16 protein-coding genes and 1 pseudogene are annotated in these 18908 nt (G+C 71.3%); 10 read left to right on the top strand and 7 right to left on the bottom strand.

Annotated elements, in window-relative coordinates; genetic code table 11:
• Positions 1-3: 3 nt before the first annotated feature.
• The 5 genes from E4P42_RS14425 to E4P42_RS14405 all read right to left on the bottom strand — a co-directional run bounded on the left by E4P42_RS14425 (position 4) and on the right by E4P42_RS14405 (position 4920).
• Positions 4-870 (bottom strand): SDR family oxidoreductase, encoded by an 867-nt coding sequence (locus E4P42_RS14425; RefSeq protein ID WP_135126762.1) that lies wholly within the window; start codon positions 868-870, stop codon positions 4-6.
• A 74-nt stretch (positions 871-944) separates the two neighbouring features.
• A complete protein-coding gene (locus tag E4P42_RS14420) occupies positions 945-2354 on the bottom strand; it encodes an aldehyde dehydrogenase family protein (RefSeq protein WP_135126761.1) in 1410 nt (469 codons plus the stop codon).
• Between the two features lie 74 nt (positions 2355-2428).
• Entirely contained in the window at positions 2429-3220 is a 792-nt protein-coding gene (locus E4P42_RS14415) for an SAM-dependent methyltransferase (protein ID WP_135126760.1), read from the bottom strand.
• Positions 3217-4170: a class I SAM-dependent methyltransferase gene (locus E4P42_RS14410; RefSeq protein ID WP_135126759.1), complete on the bottom strand. Its 954-nt coding sequence runs from the start codon at positions 4168-4170 to the stop codon at positions 3217-3219. The genes E4P42_RS14415 and E4P42_RS14410 overlap by 4 nt, the downstream gene beginning before the upstream one ends.
• A gap of 105 nt (positions 4171-4275) precedes the next feature.
• Entirely contained in the window at positions 4276-4920 is a 645-nt protein-coding gene (locus E4P42_RS14405) for a TetR/AcrR family transcriptional regulator (RefSeq protein ID WP_135126758.1), read from the bottom strand.
• A 151-nt stretch (positions 4921-5071) separates the two neighbouring features.
• Between E4P42_RS14405 and E4P42_RS14400 the strand changes: the two genes are divergently transcribed.
• Together E4P42_RS14400 and E4P42_RS14395 are read left to right on the top strand one after the other, a co-directional pair.
• Positions 5072-5638: a TetR/AcrR family transcriptional regulator gene (locus E4P42_RS14400; protein WP_135126757.1), complete on the top strand. Its 567-nt coding sequence runs from the start codon at positions 5072-5074 to the stop codon at positions 5636-5638.
• A 31-nt stretch (positions 5639-5669) separates the two neighbouring features.
• A complete protein-coding gene (locus E4P42_RS14395) occupies positions 5670-7826 on the top strand; it encodes an FUSC family protein (RefSeq protein ID WP_135126756.1) in 2157 nt (718 codons plus the stop codon).
• Here E4P42_RS14395 and E4P42_RS14390 read toward each other — a convergent pair.
• Complete coding sequence (locus E4P42_RS14390; protein ID WP_135126755.1) at positions 7823-8803, bottom strand: pirin family protein; 981 nt, start codon at positions 8801-8803, stop codon at positions 7823-7825. The two genes, E4P42_RS14395 and E4P42_RS14390, sit on opposite strands and share 4 nt — an antisense overlap.
• A gap of 80 nt (positions 8804-8883) precedes the next feature.
• Here E4P42_RS14390 and E4P42_RS14385 point away from each other — a divergent pair, with 80 nt between their 5' ends.
• On the top strand, positions 8884-9123 hold the full coding sequence (locus tag E4P42_RS14385; protein WP_135126754.1) for a hypothetical protein: 240 nt from the start codon (positions 8884-8886) through the stop codon (positions 9121-9123).
• Here E4P42_RS14385 and E4P42_RS14380 read toward each other — a convergent pair.
• On the bottom strand, positions 9120-10892 hold the full coding sequence (locus E4P42_RS14380) for a phosphoenolpyruvate--protein phosphotransferase (RefSeq protein ID WP_135126753.1): 1773 nt from the start codon (positions 10890-10892) through the stop codon (positions 9120-9122). The genes E4P42_RS14385 and E4P42_RS14380 overlap by 4 nt on opposite strands.
• Positions 10893-10936: 44 nt before the next feature.
• On the opposite strand from E4P42_RS14380, the gene E4P42_RS14375 reads away from it, so the two are divergent.
• The 7 genes and pseudogenes from E4P42_RS14375 to E4P42_RS14345 form a co-directional block, all read left to right on the top strand.
• Positions 10937-11704, top strand: coding sequence for a DeoR/GlpR family DNA-binding transcription regulator (locus E4P42_RS14375; RefSeq protein WP_135126752.1), 768 nt, complete (start codon positions 10937-10939; stop codon positions 11702-11704).
• Entirely contained in the window at positions 11701-12678 is a 978-nt protein-coding gene (locus tag E4P42_RS14370; RefSeq protein WP_135126751.1) for a 1-phosphofructokinase family hexose kinase, read from the top strand. The genes E4P42_RS14375 and E4P42_RS14370 overlap by 4 nt, the downstream gene beginning before the upstream one ends.
• A 21-nt stretch (positions 12679-12699) precedes the next feature.
• Positions 12700-14754 carry a fructose-specific PTS transporter subunit EIIC gene (locus E4P42_RS14365; RefSeq protein ID WP_135126750.1) on the top strand — a complete coding sequence of 685 codons (2055 nt, stop codon included), beginning with the start codon at positions 12700-12702 and terminating at the stop codon, positions 14752-14754.
• A 28-nt stretch (positions 14755-14782) separates the two neighbouring features.
• Complete coding sequence (locus E4P42_RS14360; RefSeq protein ID WP_135126749.1) at positions 14783-15040, top strand: HPr family phosphocarrier protein; 258 nt, start codon at positions 14783-14785, stop codon at positions 15038-15040.
• A gap of 228 nt (positions 15041-15268) precedes the next feature.
• Positions 15269-16615 carry a type VII secretion-associated serine protease mycosin gene (mycP, locus tag E4P42_RS14355; RefSeq protein WP_135126748.1) on the top strand — a complete coding sequence of 449 codons (1347 nt, stop codon included), beginning with the start codon at positions 15269-15271 and terminating at the stop codon, positions 16613-16615.
• Positions 16612-18009 (top strand): type VII secretion protein EccE, encoded by a 1398-nt coding sequence (gene eccE / locus E4P42_RS14350; RefSeq protein ID WP_135126747.1) that lies wholly within the window; start codon positions 16612-16614, stop codon positions 18007-18009. Before mycP ends, eccE begins: the two co-directional genes overlap by 4 nt.
• Positions 18010-18060: 51 nt before the next feature.
• Positions 18061-18908, top strand: a pseudogene (locus E4P42_RS14345) (PPE domain-containing protein); the annotation flags it as partial.

Raw genomic sequence — 18908 nt, 5'->3', positions numbered from 1 at the left:
GTCTCAGCCGAGCTTGAAGCTCGCCTGCTGCGCCGCCGACAGATCGGTGATCTCGCCCCACTTGGCCGCGACGTCGTCGACCGTCGGCACGCCGTCGGTGAACGTCACGCCCTCGTTCTGGAACAGCGCCGCCCTCTGGACCTTGCCGCCGCCGACGATGAACACCGACGCCGTCTCGGGCACCTCTTCGCCCATCAGGTACGCCACCACCGGAGCGACGTACTCGGGCGTCAGCTTCTCGAACACCTCCGGCGGCAGGATGTCCTGCGTCATGCGGGTGGCGGCGATCGGCGCGACGGCGTTGGTCTTGATGTTGTACTTGGCGCCCTCCTGGGCCAGCGTGTTGATCATGCCGACCAGGCCGAGCTTGGCGGCGCCGTAGTTGGCCTGTCCGAAGTTGCCGAACAGGCCGCTGGTCGAGGTGGCCACCACGACCCGGCCGAAGCTCTGCTCGCGGAAGTGCGGCCAGGCCGCGCGGATCACGTTGTAACCACCGTAGAGATGGACCTTCATCACAGCGTCCCAGTTCTCGAACGGCATCTTGTGGAACGTGCCGTCGCGCAGGATGCCGGCGTTGCTGACCACGCCGTCGACCTTGCCGAACTCGTCGAGCGCGGTCTTGACGATGTTCTCCGCACCCTCGGGTTCGGCGACGCTGTCGTAGTTGGCCACCGCGCGGCCGCCGGCGTCCTTGATCTCGGCGACCACCTGATCGGCCATCGCCGACCCGGCGCCGGTCCCGTCGCGCGCCCCGCCGAGGTCGTTGACCACCACGGCGGCACCCTCACGCGCCAGCGTCATGGCGTACTCACGACCCAGACCGCCACCGGCCCCGGTGACGACGATGACGCGATCCTGCACTCCTGGCATGGACTTCCTTTCGGATTCGGTGCGGATTTCGGTGCAGTGGGTCGCACTCAGCGCTACCAACTACACCGAAATCGCTAGAACAGACGGCGGGCGAGCTTCCAAGCCTTCTCTGTATACGGGGGGTAGATGAAGGAGCCGACGTCGGGTCGGGTCGGTTTGGTCATCACGGTCTTCTTGTGGCTGAACGTCTCGAACCCGAACCGGCCGTGGTAGGCGCCCATCCCGGACGGGCCGACGCCACCGAACGGCAGCTTGTTGGTGGCGAAGTGGAAGAGCAGGTGGTTGACCACCATGCCGCCCGACGGCACCTCCTTGACCACCCGCTCGCGGATGCTCTTGGTCTTGGTGAACAGGTACGCCGCCAGCGGTTTGGGCCGGGCGTTGACGAACGCGATGGCGTCGTCGAGGTTCTTGACCGTCACGATCGGCAGGATCGGCCCGAAGATCTCGTCGGTCATCAGCGGTTCGGCCGGGTCGGGGTCGACGACGACGGTGGGCTGGATGCTGACCTTGGCGGCGTCCGACCCGCCGCCGATCACCACGTCGCCCTTCGTCGCAGCCAGCGCGGTGGTCAGCCGGTCGAAGTGCCGCTCGTTGACGATGCGCTTACCGTCGGGGTTGCCGGACTCGAACGTGGCGACCGCGGCCTTGATCCGGTCGACCAGTTGGTCCTTGATCTTCGCATCGGCCAGCACGTAGTCGGGCGCGATGCAGATCTGCCCGGAGTTGATCAGCTTGGTCCAGGCGATGCGCTTGGCCGCCACCTCGATGTCGGCGTCGGCGGTGACGATCACCGGGCTCTTACCGCCCAACTCGAGCGTCACCGGCGTCAGGTGCGGCGCGGCGCCCTCGTACACCTTGCGACCGATCTCGGTGCCGCCGGTGTAGAGCAGGTAGTCGAAGCCCTGGGCGATGAGCTCCTGGCTCACCGCGCCGTCACCCTCGATGACCGCGACCGCGTCACCGTCCAGGTAGCGCGGCACCAGATCGGCCATCAGCGCCGACGAGGCCGGCGCCACCTCCGACGGTTTGAGCACCATGGTGTTGCCCGCGGCCAGCGCCCCGACGGCCGGGCCGAGCGTCAGTGCGAACGGGAAGTTCCAGGCCCCGATGATGAGCACGGTGCCGAACGGCTCGTACTCGACCCAGCCCAGCCCCGGCAGCTGCGACATCTCCAGCATCCGGTAGCGCCGGCGCGTCCAGCGGCGCAGGTTCTTCGCGGCGTCCTTCGCCTCACCGGCCACGCTGGCGATGTCGGCCAGCCACGCCTCGAACGGTTTGCGGCCGAGATCGCGGTCGAGCGCATCGGCGATCGCGCCCTCGTTCTCGATCATCAGCCGTTCCAGCGCACGCAACTGGCGGATGCGCCAGTCCAGCGAGCGGGTGCGGCCGGTCGCGTAGGTGCGCCGCAGCCGGGCGACGGTGGCCGGGATGTCCTCGGCGGCAGTCGGCGCCGCGGTCGAGGTGGCGGAATCGGTGGTCATGAGGGTCCTTCCTGACCTGGGAATGACCCGATACTAACCAGTCGGTTGGCCGCCTCAGAAGGGCAAGCGACGGGCTAGGCGATTTTCTCCGCGGTCGCCAGCATCGCCTCCGCGGACAGCCACTCCTCGCCGTACGAACCGCGAGCCGACAGCTCCGGCAGATCGCTGACCGCCACCACGTCGGTCCACCAGCCGCGGGTGGTCAGCCAGTCGGCGGCGTCGGAACGCCCGGTGCAGCGGCCGAGCGCATCGTTGAACGCGAAACGGCTGCCCGCGGCGCTGAGCCCGTCGATGTCGCTGACCAAGGCGTCCTGGTCGGCGTCCGGTAGCGGCAGCAGCCCTTCGGCCACCCACGCCGTCGGCTCGTTGTGGGTGAAGCCGGACCGCCACAGCGCCTTCGGCCACGACTCGCTGCCGTGCACCGCGACCAGATGCCGATTCGTCTGCAGGCGGATGCCGTGGGCGGCCAGGGTCGCCGCCTTGAACACCAGTACGGCGGGGCGGTCGACCTCGAAGACCGTCATCCCGGCCGGCCAGGCCAACCGGAACGCGCGGGTGTCCAGGCCTGCGGCGAGCACCACGCACTGCCGGATGCCGGCATCGGCCGCCTCGGCCAGAAACGTGTCGAAGTAGCGCGCCCGGACGGCCTGATAGTCGGCGAGCTGCTGATGGATGGCGGCCAGTGCGGGCACCTCGTCGATCAGCGTCGTCGTCTTGCGCAGCACCCCGGCGAGTTCGGGGGTGGAGATCAGCACCTCGGCGAGCGGATCGTCACCTCCGGCGGCGACCGATCGGGCCGCCGCGGTCAGGACCGCGGCGGGACCCAGGACGGTCGCCAGACCGGGGATCGCCGCGGAGTCGGTCACGACGTCTTCTCGCCGGTGACGAAGTGGGAGAACCCGGTGTCGGCGTCGTCGTCGGCGCTGAACTCGGCGGGCAGCACCCACCGGCCGAGCCGCCGCATCTCCTCCTGCGAGCGCACCGCGTTCGCCGACCAGCCGTGCGCGCCGAGCCATTCGGCGACGTCCGCGCGGTCGGGATCCTCGTAGATCAGTTCCATGATGTCGATGCTCGAGCCCAGACCGAACTTCTCGGCGATGCGCTCGAAGCGCTCCCGCATCTGCCTGCGCCGTTCGTCGTCGGTGTGCATGCCTGCGGTCTCGGCGGCGACGCGGCTGCCCGGCGCGGACAGCTCGGTGATCTGGGTGAACAGCCGGTCCTGGGCGTCCGCGGGCAGGTACATCAGCAGGCCCTCGGCCAGCCAGGCCGTCGGCGCGACTGCGTCGAAGCCGGCGTCGCGCAGGGCGGCCGGCCAGTCCTCGCGCAGGTCGATCGGCACCTCTCGTCGCGTTGCGGCGGGCTGCGCACCGTGTGCGGTGAGCGTGGCGCCCTTGTACTCGAGCACCTTGGGCTGGTCGATCTCGTAGACGGTGGTGCCGGCCGGCCAGTCGAGCCGGTAGGCGCGGGAGTCCAGCCCCGAGGCCAGGATGACGATCTGGCGGATGCCGGCCTCGCCGGCCGCGGTGAAGAACGCATCGAAGAAGTGAGTGCGGACCGCCTGGTAGTTGTTCATGTGGGTGAACAGCGCACCGGCCTCGGCGTCCGCCTCGGCGACCCGGGTGACGAAGTCGGCGTCGAGCACCGACTCCCAGATGCCGGTGCCCGCGCCGTCGACGAGGGTGCGGGCGTACGGGTCGCGGATCAGCGGGGTGTCGGATTCGGTCTCTGCGGCCCGCGACGCGGCCACCATCACCGCGGTGGCGCCCACGCTGGTGGCGATGTCCCAGGTGTCGTTGTCGGTTCGCAGAGAACTCATCGGCGTTCCTCCTGCCGCGCCCACGGCAGCGGCTCACTCAGCACAGACGGTGGTCACATCCATGCTAAGCGGAAAGTTAGCCGAGCTATACGACTGTGGTTGAGGTCACGCCATCCGGTCGTTGAGCTGCCACAGCTTGTTCGCCATCAACAGTTCGAATTTGTCGACGATGACGCTGACGTCCTGAGAGGTGCCGACATACCCGGCGTAGAAGCCCATTCCCCACATCACGGCCACCAGCATCTCGACGATCGACGGGATGTCGGTGTCGGTGCTGAGCTCGCCGCGCTCGATGGCGTCGTTGACCGCCCACGACACGAACGACCGGGACATCCGCAGTGCGTCGTGCTCGTCGTTGCGCAGGTCCGGATGCCGCTGGGATTCGAGCACCGAGGTGACCAGGAACGCGGCCGCCGACCGGTCCTCGGTCTCGGCGTGCATGGCCGCGGAGAAGAACGCCGAGAGCCGGCCCAGCAGCGTGGTGGCACCCCGGGCGCGTTCCATGCCCGCGCTGATCACCAGCGCGTTGGTCTGCTCGACGACCTCGCGGTAGAGCACCCGCTTGCTCGCGAAGTAGTGGTTGATGGCCGGACGGGTCAGATCGGCCCGGATCGCGATGGCCTGGAAAGTCGCAGCGTCGTAACCGAGTTCGCTGAACACCTCTCTTGCGGCACGCAGAATGCGTTCCCGCGTCTCCGCGGCCTTCGCTGCGGGAGGACGTCCGGGCCCTCGACTGGCAGTATGCGGCACAGTCAAATTGTGCCACACGTCACGCGTCGTCCCAGCACACGGGTTGCGGGCTTTCCCCGCCGCGTCACTGTCAGCAAAGTGCGACGCGGCGACGACGGCGCCGTGGCCAGTCTCGCACCGAGCGCAAGATCAAGAACTATGGTGTCGTCCCATGGGGGGCACGGTTACACGCGACGCCTATTTCGACACGGGGTTGGAGGTTCTCTCCGACCTGGGCTACGGCGGTCTCAAACTCGCCGAGGTGTGTCACCGCCTCGGCGTGACGACGGGGTCGTTCTATCACTACTTCCCGAACTGGTCGGCCTACACCGGCGAGCTCGTCGCCTACTGGCGCCAGCACCGCACGTCGCTGATCATCGAGGCGGTGCGCACCCAAGGCGATCCGCGCCGTCGCATCGAGACCCTGGTCGGCGAGGCGCTGGCCCTGCCGCACGGTGCGGAGGCCGCGATCCGGGTGTGGAGTTCCATCGACGCCGAGGTCTTCGCGGTGCAGTCCGAGGTGGACCGCCAGCGGTACGACATCATGCGTGAATCGGCACTCGAACTGCTGCACGACGCCCGGCAGGCAGAGGTGTTCGCGGCGTGGAGCCTGTACGTGCTGGTCGGCTACGAGCAGGCCACGGTGCCGCCGGACGAGGCCGCGCTGCAGTGGATCTCGGCCGAGATGCTCGGCATGCTCGACTCCGGCCGCTTCGCCTCGGTGCCCGACCGGGGCTGAGCCGGTCGCCGGCGGTCTACCATCGGCGATCATGCTGACCCCGGCTGTCCTGTGGCGCCGGGCGGCCGACCGGATCGAGCGACGCGATCCCGAGCGCGACGCGCTGCGGCGGGCCGCGCGGGCGGCGATCGTGCTCCCCCTCGCGGCCGCGGCCAGCTTCACGTTCGCCGGCGGCACGCAGGCCCCGATGTTCACGATCTTCGGTTCGGTCGCGCTGCTGATCCTCGTCGACTTCCCCGGCAACCGCCCGGCGCGCGCGTTGGCCTACGCCGGGCTGGCCGTCAACGGGGCCATCCTCATCACCCTCGGGACGCTGACGGCGCCGTACCCGTGGCTCAGCGTGCTGCTGATGTTCGTGCTCGGCGTCGCGGTGATGTTCTCCGGGGTGCTCAGCGAGATCGTCGCGGCAGGCCAGCGGGCGACGCTGCTGACATTCGTGCTGCCGGCGTGCACGCCACCGGGGCCGATCGACGAACGGTTGACGGGCTGGTTCATCGCGCTGGCGGTCTGCGTCCCGGCGGCGCTGTTCCTGTTCCCGCCGCGGCACCACGACGACCTGCGCAGGCACGCCGCCCAGGTCTGTCATGCGCTGGCCGACTGCCTCGAGGGCGACGCCTCCACGCGCGACGTCACCCGCGCGATGAACGCGCTGTGGGCCAATTTCGTCAACGCCGACTACCGGCCCGTCGGGCTGACCGCCGGCAGCCGCGCCCTGGTGCGGGTGGTCGACGATCTCGGCTGGCTGTGCGACCGCGTCACCGACAGCACCGGCGCCCTGCTCGGCGACATGAAACCACCGATCGTGCGGGTGCTGCGCGATTCGGCGGCGGTACTGCGCCTGGTGGACCGCGATGAGCGTGCGGTGCGCACGGCCGACCTCGACGCCGCGCTGACCGAACTGCGGGCGGTGGCCCAGGGCCGCTACCGCGAGGACATCGAGCAGATCCTCGCCGTGCCCGACGACGCGACGGCCGTCGCGGTGGGCCGCTCACTGCTGGACCGCCGGACCTTCTCGGCCACGGCGGGGGTCACCGGGCGGATCATCCGCAACGCCGCGCTGGCCGACGCCCGGCCGGTGTGGGCGCGGGTCTTGGGCCGCCGGCTGCCGCCGACCGGTGCGGCGGACTGGGTGATGCCGGAGACCACCGCCGTCGCGGCGATCACCAAGGGCTTCGTCGCGACCCGCGCGGTCGCGCTGCGCAACAGCCTGCGCACCGGGCTCGGTCTGGCGGTGGCCGTCGCGGTGACCCACGTGTTTCCCGTGGAACATGGCTTCTGGGTGGTGCTGGGCGCAATGTCGGTGTTGCGCAGCAGCGCGCTGACCACCGGCACCCGGGTGCTGCGCGCGGTGGCCGGGACCGGCATCGGTTTCGTGCTCGGGGTGGCGCTCATCGAGCTGGTCGGCGTCGATCCGGTGGTGATGTGGCTGTTGCTGCCCGTCGTGGCGTTCGGCTCGGCCTACGTTCCGGAGATCGCCTCGTTCATCGCCGGGCAGGCCGCCTTCACGATGATGGTGCTGATCATCTTCAACGTCATTCAGCCCAGCGGGTGGGCCGTGGGGTTGATCCGCGTCGAGGACGTCGTGGTGGGCGCGCTGGTCGGGGCGACCGTCTCGCTGCTGCTGTGGCCGCGCGGCGCCTCGGCCGCGGTGTCGGCCGCGGTGTCCGAGGCGTGCGCCGACGGCGCGGCGCTGCTGCGCGCGGCGGTGGCGCGGGTGACCCGCGGCGCCTCGGAGAACGCCACCGACCGCGTCATCGCACTGAGCCACGAGGCGCTGGAGGCGACCAGGACCCTGGACGACGCGGTGCGGCAGTACCTGTCGGAGAACGGCGGCGAGACCGACGTGCGCGCACCGGTGGTGCGCGCGGCCAACCGGGCGGTGCGGCTGCGCGCGGCGGCCGAACTCATCGCCGACGTCGTGCCGCCCCCGCTCGCGGTGTATCCGCAGACCCGCCTGCTGCTCGAGTCGCACGCCGATCTGGTCTGCGGCCGCTTGATCGGTGACGGCCAGGCGACCGACCGGCGTCGGCTGCCCCCGATCAGCGACGACTTCGTGCTCGCGCTGCGCGCCGAGACCGGGGAGGGTGACCTCGCGATCTCGGCGGCGCTGCCCCTACTGACCGTCGCGGCGCACCTGGGCGAGCTGGAACTGCTGTATCCGCGCGCCGAGGAACCGCTGTCGGCCTAGCGGGTGTGCGGCATCAGCGCGCCCGGCGGGATGGTGCCGAACTTTCCGGCCTGGAAGTCCTCCACCGCCTGGATCAGTTCGGACTTCGAGTTCATGACGAACGGGCCGTAGTGGAACACCGGCTCGCGGATCGGCCGGCCGCCCAGTAGCAGCACCTCGAGGGCGGGGCGGTTGGAGTCCTGCGCGCTGTCGGCCGTGACGGCGATGCGGTCGCCGGGTCCGAGCACCGCGAGCTGGCCCTGCTGGATCGGGTGCCCGAGCGGGCCGACCGCCCCGCGGCCGGACAGCACGTACACCAGCGCGTTGAAGTCCCGGTTCCACGGCAGGTCCAGCCGCGCACCCGGCTGAACCGTGGCGTGCGCCATGGTGATCGGGGTGTGGGTGGCCCCCGGACCGTGCGCGGTGCCGTCCCGGCTCTCGACGTCGCCGGCGATGATGCGGACCAGCGCTCCGCCGTCGGAGGAGGCCAGCAGCTTGACCTCACCGCCCTCGATCGCCTGGTAGCGCGGCGTGGCGAACTTGTCCTTGCGGGGCAGGTTCACCCACAGCTGGATGCCGTGGAACACGCCGCCGCTCTCGACCAGTTCGGCGGGCGGGGTCTCGATGTGCAGGATGCCCGATCCGGCGGTCATCCACTGGGTCGCGCCGTCGGTGATCAGGCCGCCGCCACCGTGCGAATCCTGGTGGGCGAAGCGGCCGTCGATCATGTAGGTGACGGTCTCGAAACCGCGGTGCGGATGCCAGTCGGTGCCGCGGGGTTCGCCGGGCTCGTACTCGACCTCACCCATCTGATCCATGTGGATGAAGGGGTCCAGGTCGGCGGCGCTCACGCCGGCGAAGGCGCGGACGACGGGAAAGCCCTCCCCCTCGTAACCACGGGGGCCGGTGGTGATGGAGCGGACGGGACGTTCGGTGTCCGACGGCGCGGGCGCCGTCACGCGGGGCAGGGACAGGGTGTCAGCAGTGATGGCAGGCATGCCCACAATAACCGGACTGCGGTCCGATTCATTCCTCGGCCGGCGGCGGGTACCCCTCATCCACACAGGAGGAGGTGCCGATGACCGAGACGAACGACGCGGCGGTGTGGGAGGTTGTTGCCGCCAGGCCCTACGACAAGGGAGACACCGCCCAGGGCGCGGAGGAGATCTCGCTGGCCACCGGGCCGGAGGACGAGGCACGACGGATCTACCACGACACTGCCGGGCAGGCCGCCGACCAGGGCTATGAGTACGTGTCGCTGCGGCGCGACGGCGTCGAGGTCGAGTCCTGGCCGCAGGCCACCGGCTGGACCGTCTAGCCCAGGACGGCGAGCGCGGCGGCCCGGGCCTGCGCAGCCGACGCGGTGCCGCGCACGGCGTCCGCAGCGTCGCGGCACTGGTCCAGCGTGACCTGTGCGAGTCTCGCGCCGACCCCGGGGACCGCGGCCGACGCCGCCGACAGCGACGCCACCCCGAGCCCGGTCAGCACGCAGGCCAGCACCGGGTCCGCGGCCGCCTCGCCGCAGACTCCCACCGGCTTGCCTGCCGCCTCGCCGGCCCGCACGGCCATTGCGACCAGCGCGAGCACCGCGGGCTGCCACGGATCGGTGAGCGTCGCGAGATCGGCGGACATCCGGTCGGCGGCCATCGTGTACTGAGCCAGATCGTTGGTCCCGATCGACAGGAAGTCGACGTGTTCGAGGATGCGGCCGGCGAGCAGTGCCGCGGCGGGCACCTCGATCATCACCCCGGGTGTCAGGCCGTGCCGGCGGGCGGCGGCGGCGAAGTCCCGCGCCTCCTCGGCGGTGGCGATCATCGGCGCCATCACCCATGGCGGGTTGCCGGTGCGCCGGCCGGCCTCGGCGATGCCGGCGAGCTGGCGGTCGAGGATGCCGGGATTGCCGGCCGCGATGCGGATGCCGCGGACCCCGAGGGCGGGGTTCGCCTCGTCGGGGTGGCCCGCGAACTTCAGCGGCTTGTCCGAACCCGCATCCAGGGTCCGGATCACCACCTTGTGGCCGGCGAACGCCTCGAGCACCTCGGCGTAGATCTGCGCCTGCTCGTCGACCGACGGTTCGGTCTCCCGGTTGAGGAAGCACAGTTCGGTGCGGAACAGCCCGACGCCCTCGGCGGGGGTCTGACGCGCGGCCCGCGCGGCCGCGCCGTCCTGCACGTTGGCCAGTACGGCCACCCGGTGACCGTCGGCGGTGGCGCCCGGACCGGTCCACTGCGCCGCGCGCTGGGCCTCCCGGTGCGCGGCGGCGACGGCCGCCCCCGCGACCGCCGCATCGGGTTCGACGGTGACCGTGCCCGCCGTACCGTCGACGAGCACCATGGCGCCCGCGGGCACCGCGTCGAGGCCGTCGACCGCGACGACGCACGGGATGCCGAGCTGGCGGGCGATGATCGCGGTGTGGCTGGTCGGGCCGCCCAGCGTGGTGGCCAGCCCGACGATCAGCGCCGGGTCCAGCCCCGCGGTGTCGGCGGGCGCCAGGTCCTCGGCGCACAGGATCGACGGGACGTCGGGTAGCGGGACCCCGGGTTCGGGCAGCCCGCTGAGCTCGGCGAGCACCCGGTCCCGGATGTCCTGCAGGTCGGTGACCCGCTCGGCCATCAGCCCGCCCATCTTCGCGAACAGGTCGACGAACTGGGCGGCGGCCTCGCGCACGGCGCGGACGGCAGGCGTCCCCGCCGCGATCCGCTTCTCGGCGGCGCCGATCCACGCCCGGTCCTGGGCCAGCGTGGCGGTCGCGGCCAGCACCTCGGATGCGGCACCGGTGGCGTGGGCGGCGCGGTCGCGCAGGCGGGTGGCGACGGCCGTCACCGCGGCACCGAACCGGGCGGACTCTCCCGGCCGATCGGCCTCCGCGACATCCGGGAGCTTCTCGTCGAGGGCGGGCAGCCGTCCCGGGCGGACGACGGGCGCGTACTGCACGCCGGCCACGACCGGGACGCCACGCAGTACGGTGCCGACCGGCGCGCGGGGGGTATCCGCGGGCAGTGATGTGGATGCGGATGAGGTGCTCATGTGAACCAGATTACAGAATTCCATTGACAACACAACACGAACGGGAGTAAAACCAAACATAACCAAATCACACCGCAGGCAACCCCACACATAGACGGAGTCCCATGTACGCCGAAGAGCGGCAGCAGGCCATCGCCACGCTGGTGATGGAGAACGGCCGCGCCTCGGTGGCCGAGCTGGCCGCGGCGTACGACGTCACCACCGAGACCGTCCGGCGTGACCTCGCCGTCCTGGACCGGGCGGGGCTGGTCCGCCGCGTGCACGGCGGCGCGGTCCCCGCCCGCTCACTGCACCTCGTCGAGGCCGGTGTCGGCGAACGCGAGAACAGCCGCGCCGACTACAAGAACGCCATCGCGGCGGCGGCCGTCGACTACTGCCCGGTCGGCGGGGGCAGCATGCTGCTCGATGCGGGCACCACCACCGCCCGCATCGCCGCCGCCCTGCCCACCGACCGCGAACTGGTCGTGGTCACCAACTCCGTGCCCATCGCCGCCCGGCTGGCCGGCGTGCCGTCGGTGCACCTGCAGTTACTCGGCGGCCGGGTGCGCGGCCTGACCCAGGCCGCGGTCGGCGAGCAGACGCTGCGGGTGCTCGACCACCTCCGCGTCGACGTCGCGTTCCTGGGCACCAACGGCATCACCGCCCGGCACGGGCTGTCCACCCCCGACAGTGAGGAGGCCGCCGTGAAGCGGGCCATGGTCTCGGCCGCCAACTACGTGGTCGTCGCCGCGGACTCCTCGAAGATCGGTCGCGAGGAGTTCGTCAGATTCGCCCCGATCGAGCGCGTCGACACCCTGATCACCGACCGCGAGATCGACGACGCGCACCGCCGTGAGCTGACCGACTTGGGCATCGAGGTGGTCGTCGCATGATCGTCACCGTCACCCCCAATCCCAGCATCGACCGCACCCTCACCCTGCCCGCCCCGTTGGCCCGCGGCGCGGTGCAGCGGGTCTCCTCGGCCACCAGCGAACCCGGCGGCAAGGGCGTCAATGTTGCTCGCGCGCTCACCCAGGCGCACGTCGACGTCGTCGCCGTGCTGCCCGCCGCCGCCCACGACCCCCTGGTCACCGCGCTCTACGACAGCGGCGTGCCGTTTCGCGCCGTCCCGGTCACCGAACCGGTGCGCACGAACCTGGCGATCACCGAATCCGACGGCACCACCACCAAACTCAACGAACGCGGCGCGGTGCTCGACGCCACCACCCGCGACCTGCTGACCCGCGCGGTGACCGAGGCCGCCCGCGACGCGTCGTGGGTGGTGCTGTCCGGCTCGCTGCCGCCCGGGCTGCCGGACAGCTGGTACGCCGACGTCGTCGCATTGCTCGCGCCGCTGCCGTGCCGCGTCGCCGTCGACACCTCCGAGGCGCCGCTGGCCGCGCTCGCGGCCGCCTTCGAGCGGGCCGCACCCGACCTCGTCAAACCCAACGCCGAGGAACTCGCCGGGCTGGTCGGCGAGTCGCCGGCGCGCCTGGAAGGCGCTGTCGCACAGGGTGATCCGCAGCCCGTCGTGGCAGCGTGCCGCCGCCTGGTGGACCGCGGCGTCGGCGCCGTGCTGGCGACGCTGGGCGCGGCCGGTGCCGTGCTCGTCGATCAGACCGGCGCGTGGCTGGCCACGCCGCCCCCGATCGTGCCGCGCAGCACCGTCGGCGCCGGCGACTCCGCACTGGCCGGCTACGTCCGCGCCGCGGTCGGCGGTGCCGAACCGCCGCGGCGGCTGCGGATGTCGGTGGCCTACGGCAGTGCGGCGGCCGCCCTGCCCGGCTCCGCTCTGCCCGGACCCGCCGAACTCGACCTCGACGGCGTCACCGTCACCACCATCGTCCCGACCCCGGCCACCTCGTAACCCGAGGAGAAGGATCTCGCCATGTCCAGTCCCACCGCATCACCGATCATCACCACCGATCTGGTGCTGCTCGACGTCGACACCGGCGGCGACAAGGAGGCCGTCATCGGTCGTCTCGCCCACCGGGTCGCCGACGCCGGCCGCACCAGCGACACCGCGGGCCTGACCGCCGCGGCGATGGCGCGCGAGGCGCAGTCCGCCACCGGCCTCCCGGGCGGGATCGCGATTCCGCACTGCCGCTCCCCGTACGTCGACACCGCCACCATCGCGTTCGCCCGGCTGACGCCCGGGGTCGACTTCGGCGCCCCCGACGGTCCGGCCGATCTGGCGTTCCTCATCGCCGCTCCGGAATCCGGCGGCGCGGAGCACATGAAGCTGCTCTCCAGCCTGGCCCGCGCGCTGGTGCGCAAGGACTTCGTCGCCGCATTGCGCGCCGCCTCGACCCCCGACGAAGTCGTCGGCCTGGTCGACGGGGTGGTCAACCCGCAGGCCGCGCCGGCCCAAGCGGCACCGGCCGCGCCCACCCCTTCCGCCGCCTCGGCGCCCGCCGCGCCCGAAGCCGCCCGGGAGAGGACCCTCGTCGCGATCACCGCCTGCCCGACCGGCATCGCGCACACCTACATGGCCGCCGACTCGCTGGTCGCCGCCGCCAAGAAGGCCGGAGCCACGCTGCATGTCGAGACCCAGGGATCCTCGGGCAGCACCCCGCTGTCGGCGGCGACCATCGCCGCGGCCGACGCGGTCATCTTCGCCACCGACGTCGGAGTCAAGGACCGGCAGCGCTTCGCCGGGAAGCCGGTGATCGCCTCCGGGGTGAAACGCGCCATCAACGAACCCGACCGGATGGTCGCCGAAGCGCTTGCCGCGGCGGACAATCCGAACGCCGCCCGGGTCGAGGGCAGCGCCGGGGCCGCGGCCGCGCCTGCGGGCGGACCGTCCGGTGACGTCGGCTGGGGCACCCGCACCCGGCAGATCCTGCTGACCGGCGTCAGCTACATGATCCCGTTCGTCGCGGCCGGCGGTCTGCTGATCGCGCTGGGCTTCCTGTTCGCCGGCTACGACATCGCCAACGCCCCCGACGGTGAGACCGACTCGCTGGGCAAGATCATCGCGCTGAACAACTCGCTGACCGACCTGCCGTCGGGCGGGCTGCTGCAGTACCTGGGCGCGGTGCTGTTCACGATCGGCAACCTCGCGTTCTTCTTCCTGGTGCCCGCGCTGGCCGGCTACATCGCGTTCGCGATCGCCGACCGGCCCGGCATCGCACCGGGGTTCGTCGCGGGGTACATCGCCACCACGGTGGGCGCCGGCTTCATCGGCGGCATCGTCGGCGGTCTGATCGCCGGCTTCGCCGCGCTGTGGATCAGCCGGATCGGCGTCCCGCAGTGGGCGCGCGGGCTGATGCCGGTCGTCATCATCCCGCTGTTCGCCTCGATGGCGGTCGGCCTGCTGATGTTCCTGCTGCTCGGCCGTCCGCTGGCCTGGCTGACCAGCAGCCTGACCGACTGGCTCGGCGGGCTGTCCGGCAGCTCGGTCATCATCCTGGGCGTCATCCTCGGGCTGATGATGTGCTTCGACCTCGGCGGCCCGGTCAACAAGGCGGCCTACGCGTTCGCCACCACCGGACTCAACGTCGCCGACCCGGCCTCTCTGCGCATCATGGCCGCGGTGATGGCCGCCGGGATGGTGCCGCCGCTGGCGATGGCGCTGGCCTCGACCGTGCGCCCAGGACTGTTCACCGAACCCGAGCGGGAGAACGGGCGGGCGGCCTGGCTGCTGGGCGCCTCGTTCATCTCCGAAGGCGCGATCCCGTTCGCGGCGGCCGATCCGCTGCGGGTGATCCCCTCGATGATGTTCGGCGGTGCGGTGACCGGCGCGCTGGTGATGGCGTTCGACGTCACCTCCAAGGCGCCGCACGGCGGGATCTTCGTGTTCTTCGCGATCGGCAACCTGCTGTGGTTCGTGGTGGCGCTCGCCGTCGGCACCGCCGTGGCCGCCGCCGCGGTCGTCGCGGCCAAGCAGTTCGCCAAACCCAACGCAGCCACCGAGACCACCCCCGAACTGGCCACCGCCTGACCATCCCATCCGGACCCAAGGAGAACCCATGCCCAGCAAGACCGTCACCGTCGGCTCGTCGATCGGCCTGCACGCCCGGCCCGCGGCGATCATCGCCGAGGCCGCCGTCACCGCCGGCGTGCCCGTCACGCTGTCCGTCGACGGCGGTGAGCCGGTCGACGCCGGGTCGGCGTTGATGATCATGACGTTGGGCGCCGCGCACGGCGCCCAGGTGACCGTCGCCTCCGACGACCAGGCCGCCCTCGACACGGTCGCGGCGCTGGTCGAGCAGGACCTCGACGCATAGTTTGCCGACCCCCGCGTCCGCCTGACCCGGACGCGCCGGACGCCGCCGGTCCATGCTGCCGCAAGAAAGCGGAGCCGCCCCCCTCGGGCACCCCTTACGATTGCTACCGTGCTTTCTGCCGGACGGCGTGACGTGACGGGATGGCTCGCCACACCAGCGACGTCCGGTTTGCTGTGCACAGCGGGCGCCCGACGTGCCCGCGGGTCGACAAGGGGGGTGCGTAGCGCGATGCGTCGCATCGGTGTGCTGCTGGTGGCATTGCTGTTGGCGCTGGTGAGCGCCCCGCCGGCCGGGGCGGTCGAGCCACCCGGCATCGACCCCGGCGCGCTGCCGCCCGACCAGACCGGTCCGGATTCGCCGACCGAACAGCGCCGTGTGTGCTCGGCGCCCACGGTGATGCCGAACTCGAACTTCGCCGACAAGCCGTGGCCGAACACCTATCTGCAGCTGGCCGAGGCGCAGAAATTCGCCACCGGCGCGGGCATCACGGTCGCGGTGATCGACACCGGGGTCAACGGGTCACCGCGCGTACCCGCCGAACCCGGTGGCGACTTCGTCGACCAGGCCGGCAACGGGATGAGCGACTGCGATTCGCACGGCACGCTGACCGCGTCCATCATCGCCGGCCGCGGTGCGCCGACCGACGGCTTCATCGGCGTGGCGCCCAACGCGCGGATCCTGTCGCTGCGCCAGACCTCCGAGGCGTTCCAGCCGGTCGGCGCCCGCCAGGACCCCAACGACCCGAACACCACCCAGACCGCGGGCTCGCTGCGCAGCCTGGCCCGCGCCGTCGTACACGCCGCGAACCTCGGCGCCCAGGTCATCAACATCAGTGAGGCGGCCTGCTACAAGGTCACCCGGCGGATCAACGAGACCAGCCTGGGCGCCGCGATCAACTACGCGGTCAACGTCAAGAACGCCCTGGTGGTGGTCGCCGCGGGCAACACCGGACAGGACTGCACGCAGAACCCGCCGCCGGATCCCGCGCTGCCCGCCGATCCGCGGGGCTGGCAGCAGGTGCAGACCATCGTGAGCCCCGCCTGGTACTCCCCGCTGGTCCTGACGGTCGGCAGCATCGACGAGAACGGCCAGCCGAGCAACTTCTCGATGTCGGGTCCGTGGGTCGGTGCGGCCGCGCCCGGCGCCAACATCACCGCGCTCGGCTACGACGGCAACCCGGTCAACGCGCTCTCCGGTCAGGACGGCCCCATCCCGATCGGCGGCACCTCGTTCTCCGCGGCCTATGTCTCGGGCTTGGCGGCGCTGATCAAGGAGCGCTTCCCCGACCTCACCCCCGCACAGATCATGAACCGGATCACCGCGACCGCGCGGCACCCGGGCGGCGGCGTCGACAACTACGTCGGCGCCGGCGTCATCGATCCCGTCGCGGCGCTGACGTGGGAGGTGCCCGACGGTCCGGCCACGGTGCCCTACCGCGTCAAGCAACTTCCCCCGCCGGTGTACGTGCCGCCCCCCGACCGCGGACCCATCACCTGGGTGGTGGTGATCGGCACGGGTCTGGCGCTGGTGCTGGGTATCGCGGCCCTGACGCGGCGGGCGCTGAGGCGGCGATGAAGACGCTGTTCGGGCAGTTCGGGCTCCGGCTGACCACCGGCCACTCCATCTCGGCGGCGGTGCTGATCCCGGCGTGCATCGCGATCTTCGTCCCGCTGAACCTGCTGTGGGTCGGTGTCACGGTGTCGGTGCTGATCGCGCTGACGGCGGTGGTGACCATCCGCGGCCGCCGCCTGACCGGGTGGATCGCCGCGCTGTTCGCGTGGCGGCGGCGGCATCGCAGCACCCCGCCCGCACCGTCGGAGCCCGCGGTCGGCGCGACCGTGCTGCCCGGCGACCACGTCGCGGTGCGCTGGCAGGGCGAGTACCTGATGTCGGCCATCGAGCTGGTGCCGCGGCCGTTCACCCCGACCGTGGTGGTGAACGGCAAGTCGTTCACCGACGACGTGCTCGACACCGAACTGGTCGAGAAACTGCTCGCCGCGCACTGCCCGGAGCTGGAGGCCGACGTGGTGTCGGCGGGCTACCGCGTCGGCAAGACGGCGCCGGCCAGCCTGGTGGCGCTCTACGAGCAGGTCGTCGGCCCGTACCCGGCGCCGGCGAACCGGCGGACGTGGATCGTGCTGCGCGCCGATCCGAAGCTGACGCGCAGACCCGCCCAGCGCCGCGACGCCGGCCTCGGCGGGCTGGCCCGCTATCTCGTCGCGTCCACCACCCGCATCGCCGATCAACTGGCCGGCAACGGGATCGACGCGCGGTGCAGCCGCAGCTTCGACGACTTCGACCGGGCCACCGAGGTCAGCTTCGAGCGCGAGACGTGGTCGACCATTAAGGGCCGCAGCACGTTCACCGCGGCGTACAACGCGCCGGGCGGACCGGACGTGTGGTGGTCGGCCCGCGCCGACCACACCATCACCCGGATGCGCATCCGGCCGGGCGAGGCGCCGACGATCACCGTGCTGTTGACGACGCTGGCCAATCCCACGACGCCGCGCGGCTTTTCGTGCCTGTTCGGTGGGCAGCGCGCGGCGCTGCAGGGCATCAGCCCGGTCACCGACAGGCACTACGAGATGCCCATCGGGTCGGCCGGCATCCTGATCGGCGAGACCGCCGACCGCTACCCCGTCTACATGCCGTTCGACGATGTCGACGTCAGCATCAACCTCGGCGACGCGCGCCTGTTCACGCAGTTCGTCGTGCGCTCGGCGGCCGCCGGCGCCCAGGTGACGCTCGGACCGCAGTTCCGGGAGTTCGCCACGTTCGTGAACGGCCGGATCGGTCAGGTCGCGAAACTGTCCTGGCCCAACGCCACGACCTACCTCAGCCCGCATGCGGGTGTGGGCCGGGTCATCCTCCGCCACAACTTCATCGACACGCCGCGGCACCGCCAGTTGCCGATCCGGCTGATCAATCCGCGTGAGGAAAGCCGTTACCAGATGGCGCTGGAGCAGTAGAGAATGGATTCGCTGGACACCGCGACGCGGTGACCTGAAAAGGAGTGCCACATGGGGGATCAGCTTCAGGTCGAACAAGAAGCGCTCAACGCGCGCGCCGGTGTGCTGGAGGGTAAGCAGTGGCCGCCCGCGCCCGAGAACGTCATGCCGCCCGACGGCCTTCCGTTCGCCCCCGCCGTCGCCGAGAACATCAACACCAACGCCCGGGCGCTCGCCGAGTACAACGAGTACGCCAGGGCCGAGGCACAGCGGTTCGCCGGGGTCCTGCGCGAGGCGGCCACGGCGTACGGCACCGTCGACAGCGAGTACCGGGTCGCCATCGAGAATCCCGAGCGGCGTGCGGCGATGGACGCGATCTCGCTGTCGCCGGGTGCGTCGCTGCCGCCCGTGCCCGGGGCCGTGCCGCTGCCGAAGTCGCTGGACCCCGGCGGCTACAGCGATGTGATGGCCACTCAGGCGCAGTTCGAGGCGAACCAGGGCGCCGCGACGGCGCTGCGGGCCGCGATCCAGTACAACACGATGGCCGATGAGCTGGTGGCCGACCTGCCGGACAGCCCGGTCGGCAACTGGGAGGGCGACGCGGCTTACGCTGCAGCCGAACGATTTACGAAGTACCGGCAGTGGGTCACCGAGCTGTCGCAGGCCTGGCGTGAGCTCGCGGCGGCGGCGGCCAAGGTGGCCGAGGCCCATCAGGAGGCCTACCGGGCGCACACCGCGATCGCCGCGAACTACAAGGGTCTCGAGGACCGGCTCAAGGCGGAGATGAGCCGCGGCTGGTTCGGCGACCCGGATGTCGTCAATGCCATCCAGAAGCAGATGGCCGAATTGCAGCAGCACTCCGAGCAGATCCGCGAGGACTACGCCGGTAAGGCGACGTTCAGCACGGCGCAGCCGCCCGA

Origin of the sequence: Mycobacterium sp. PS03-16 (assembly GCF_004570325.1) — a bacterium.
GTDB lineage: Bacteria > Actinomycetota > Actinomycetes > Mycobacteriales > Mycobacteriaceae > Mycobacterium.
The sequence above is the reverse complement of the archived record's forward strand: the minus strand, read 5'-3'. Positions and strand labels throughout refer to the sequence as shown.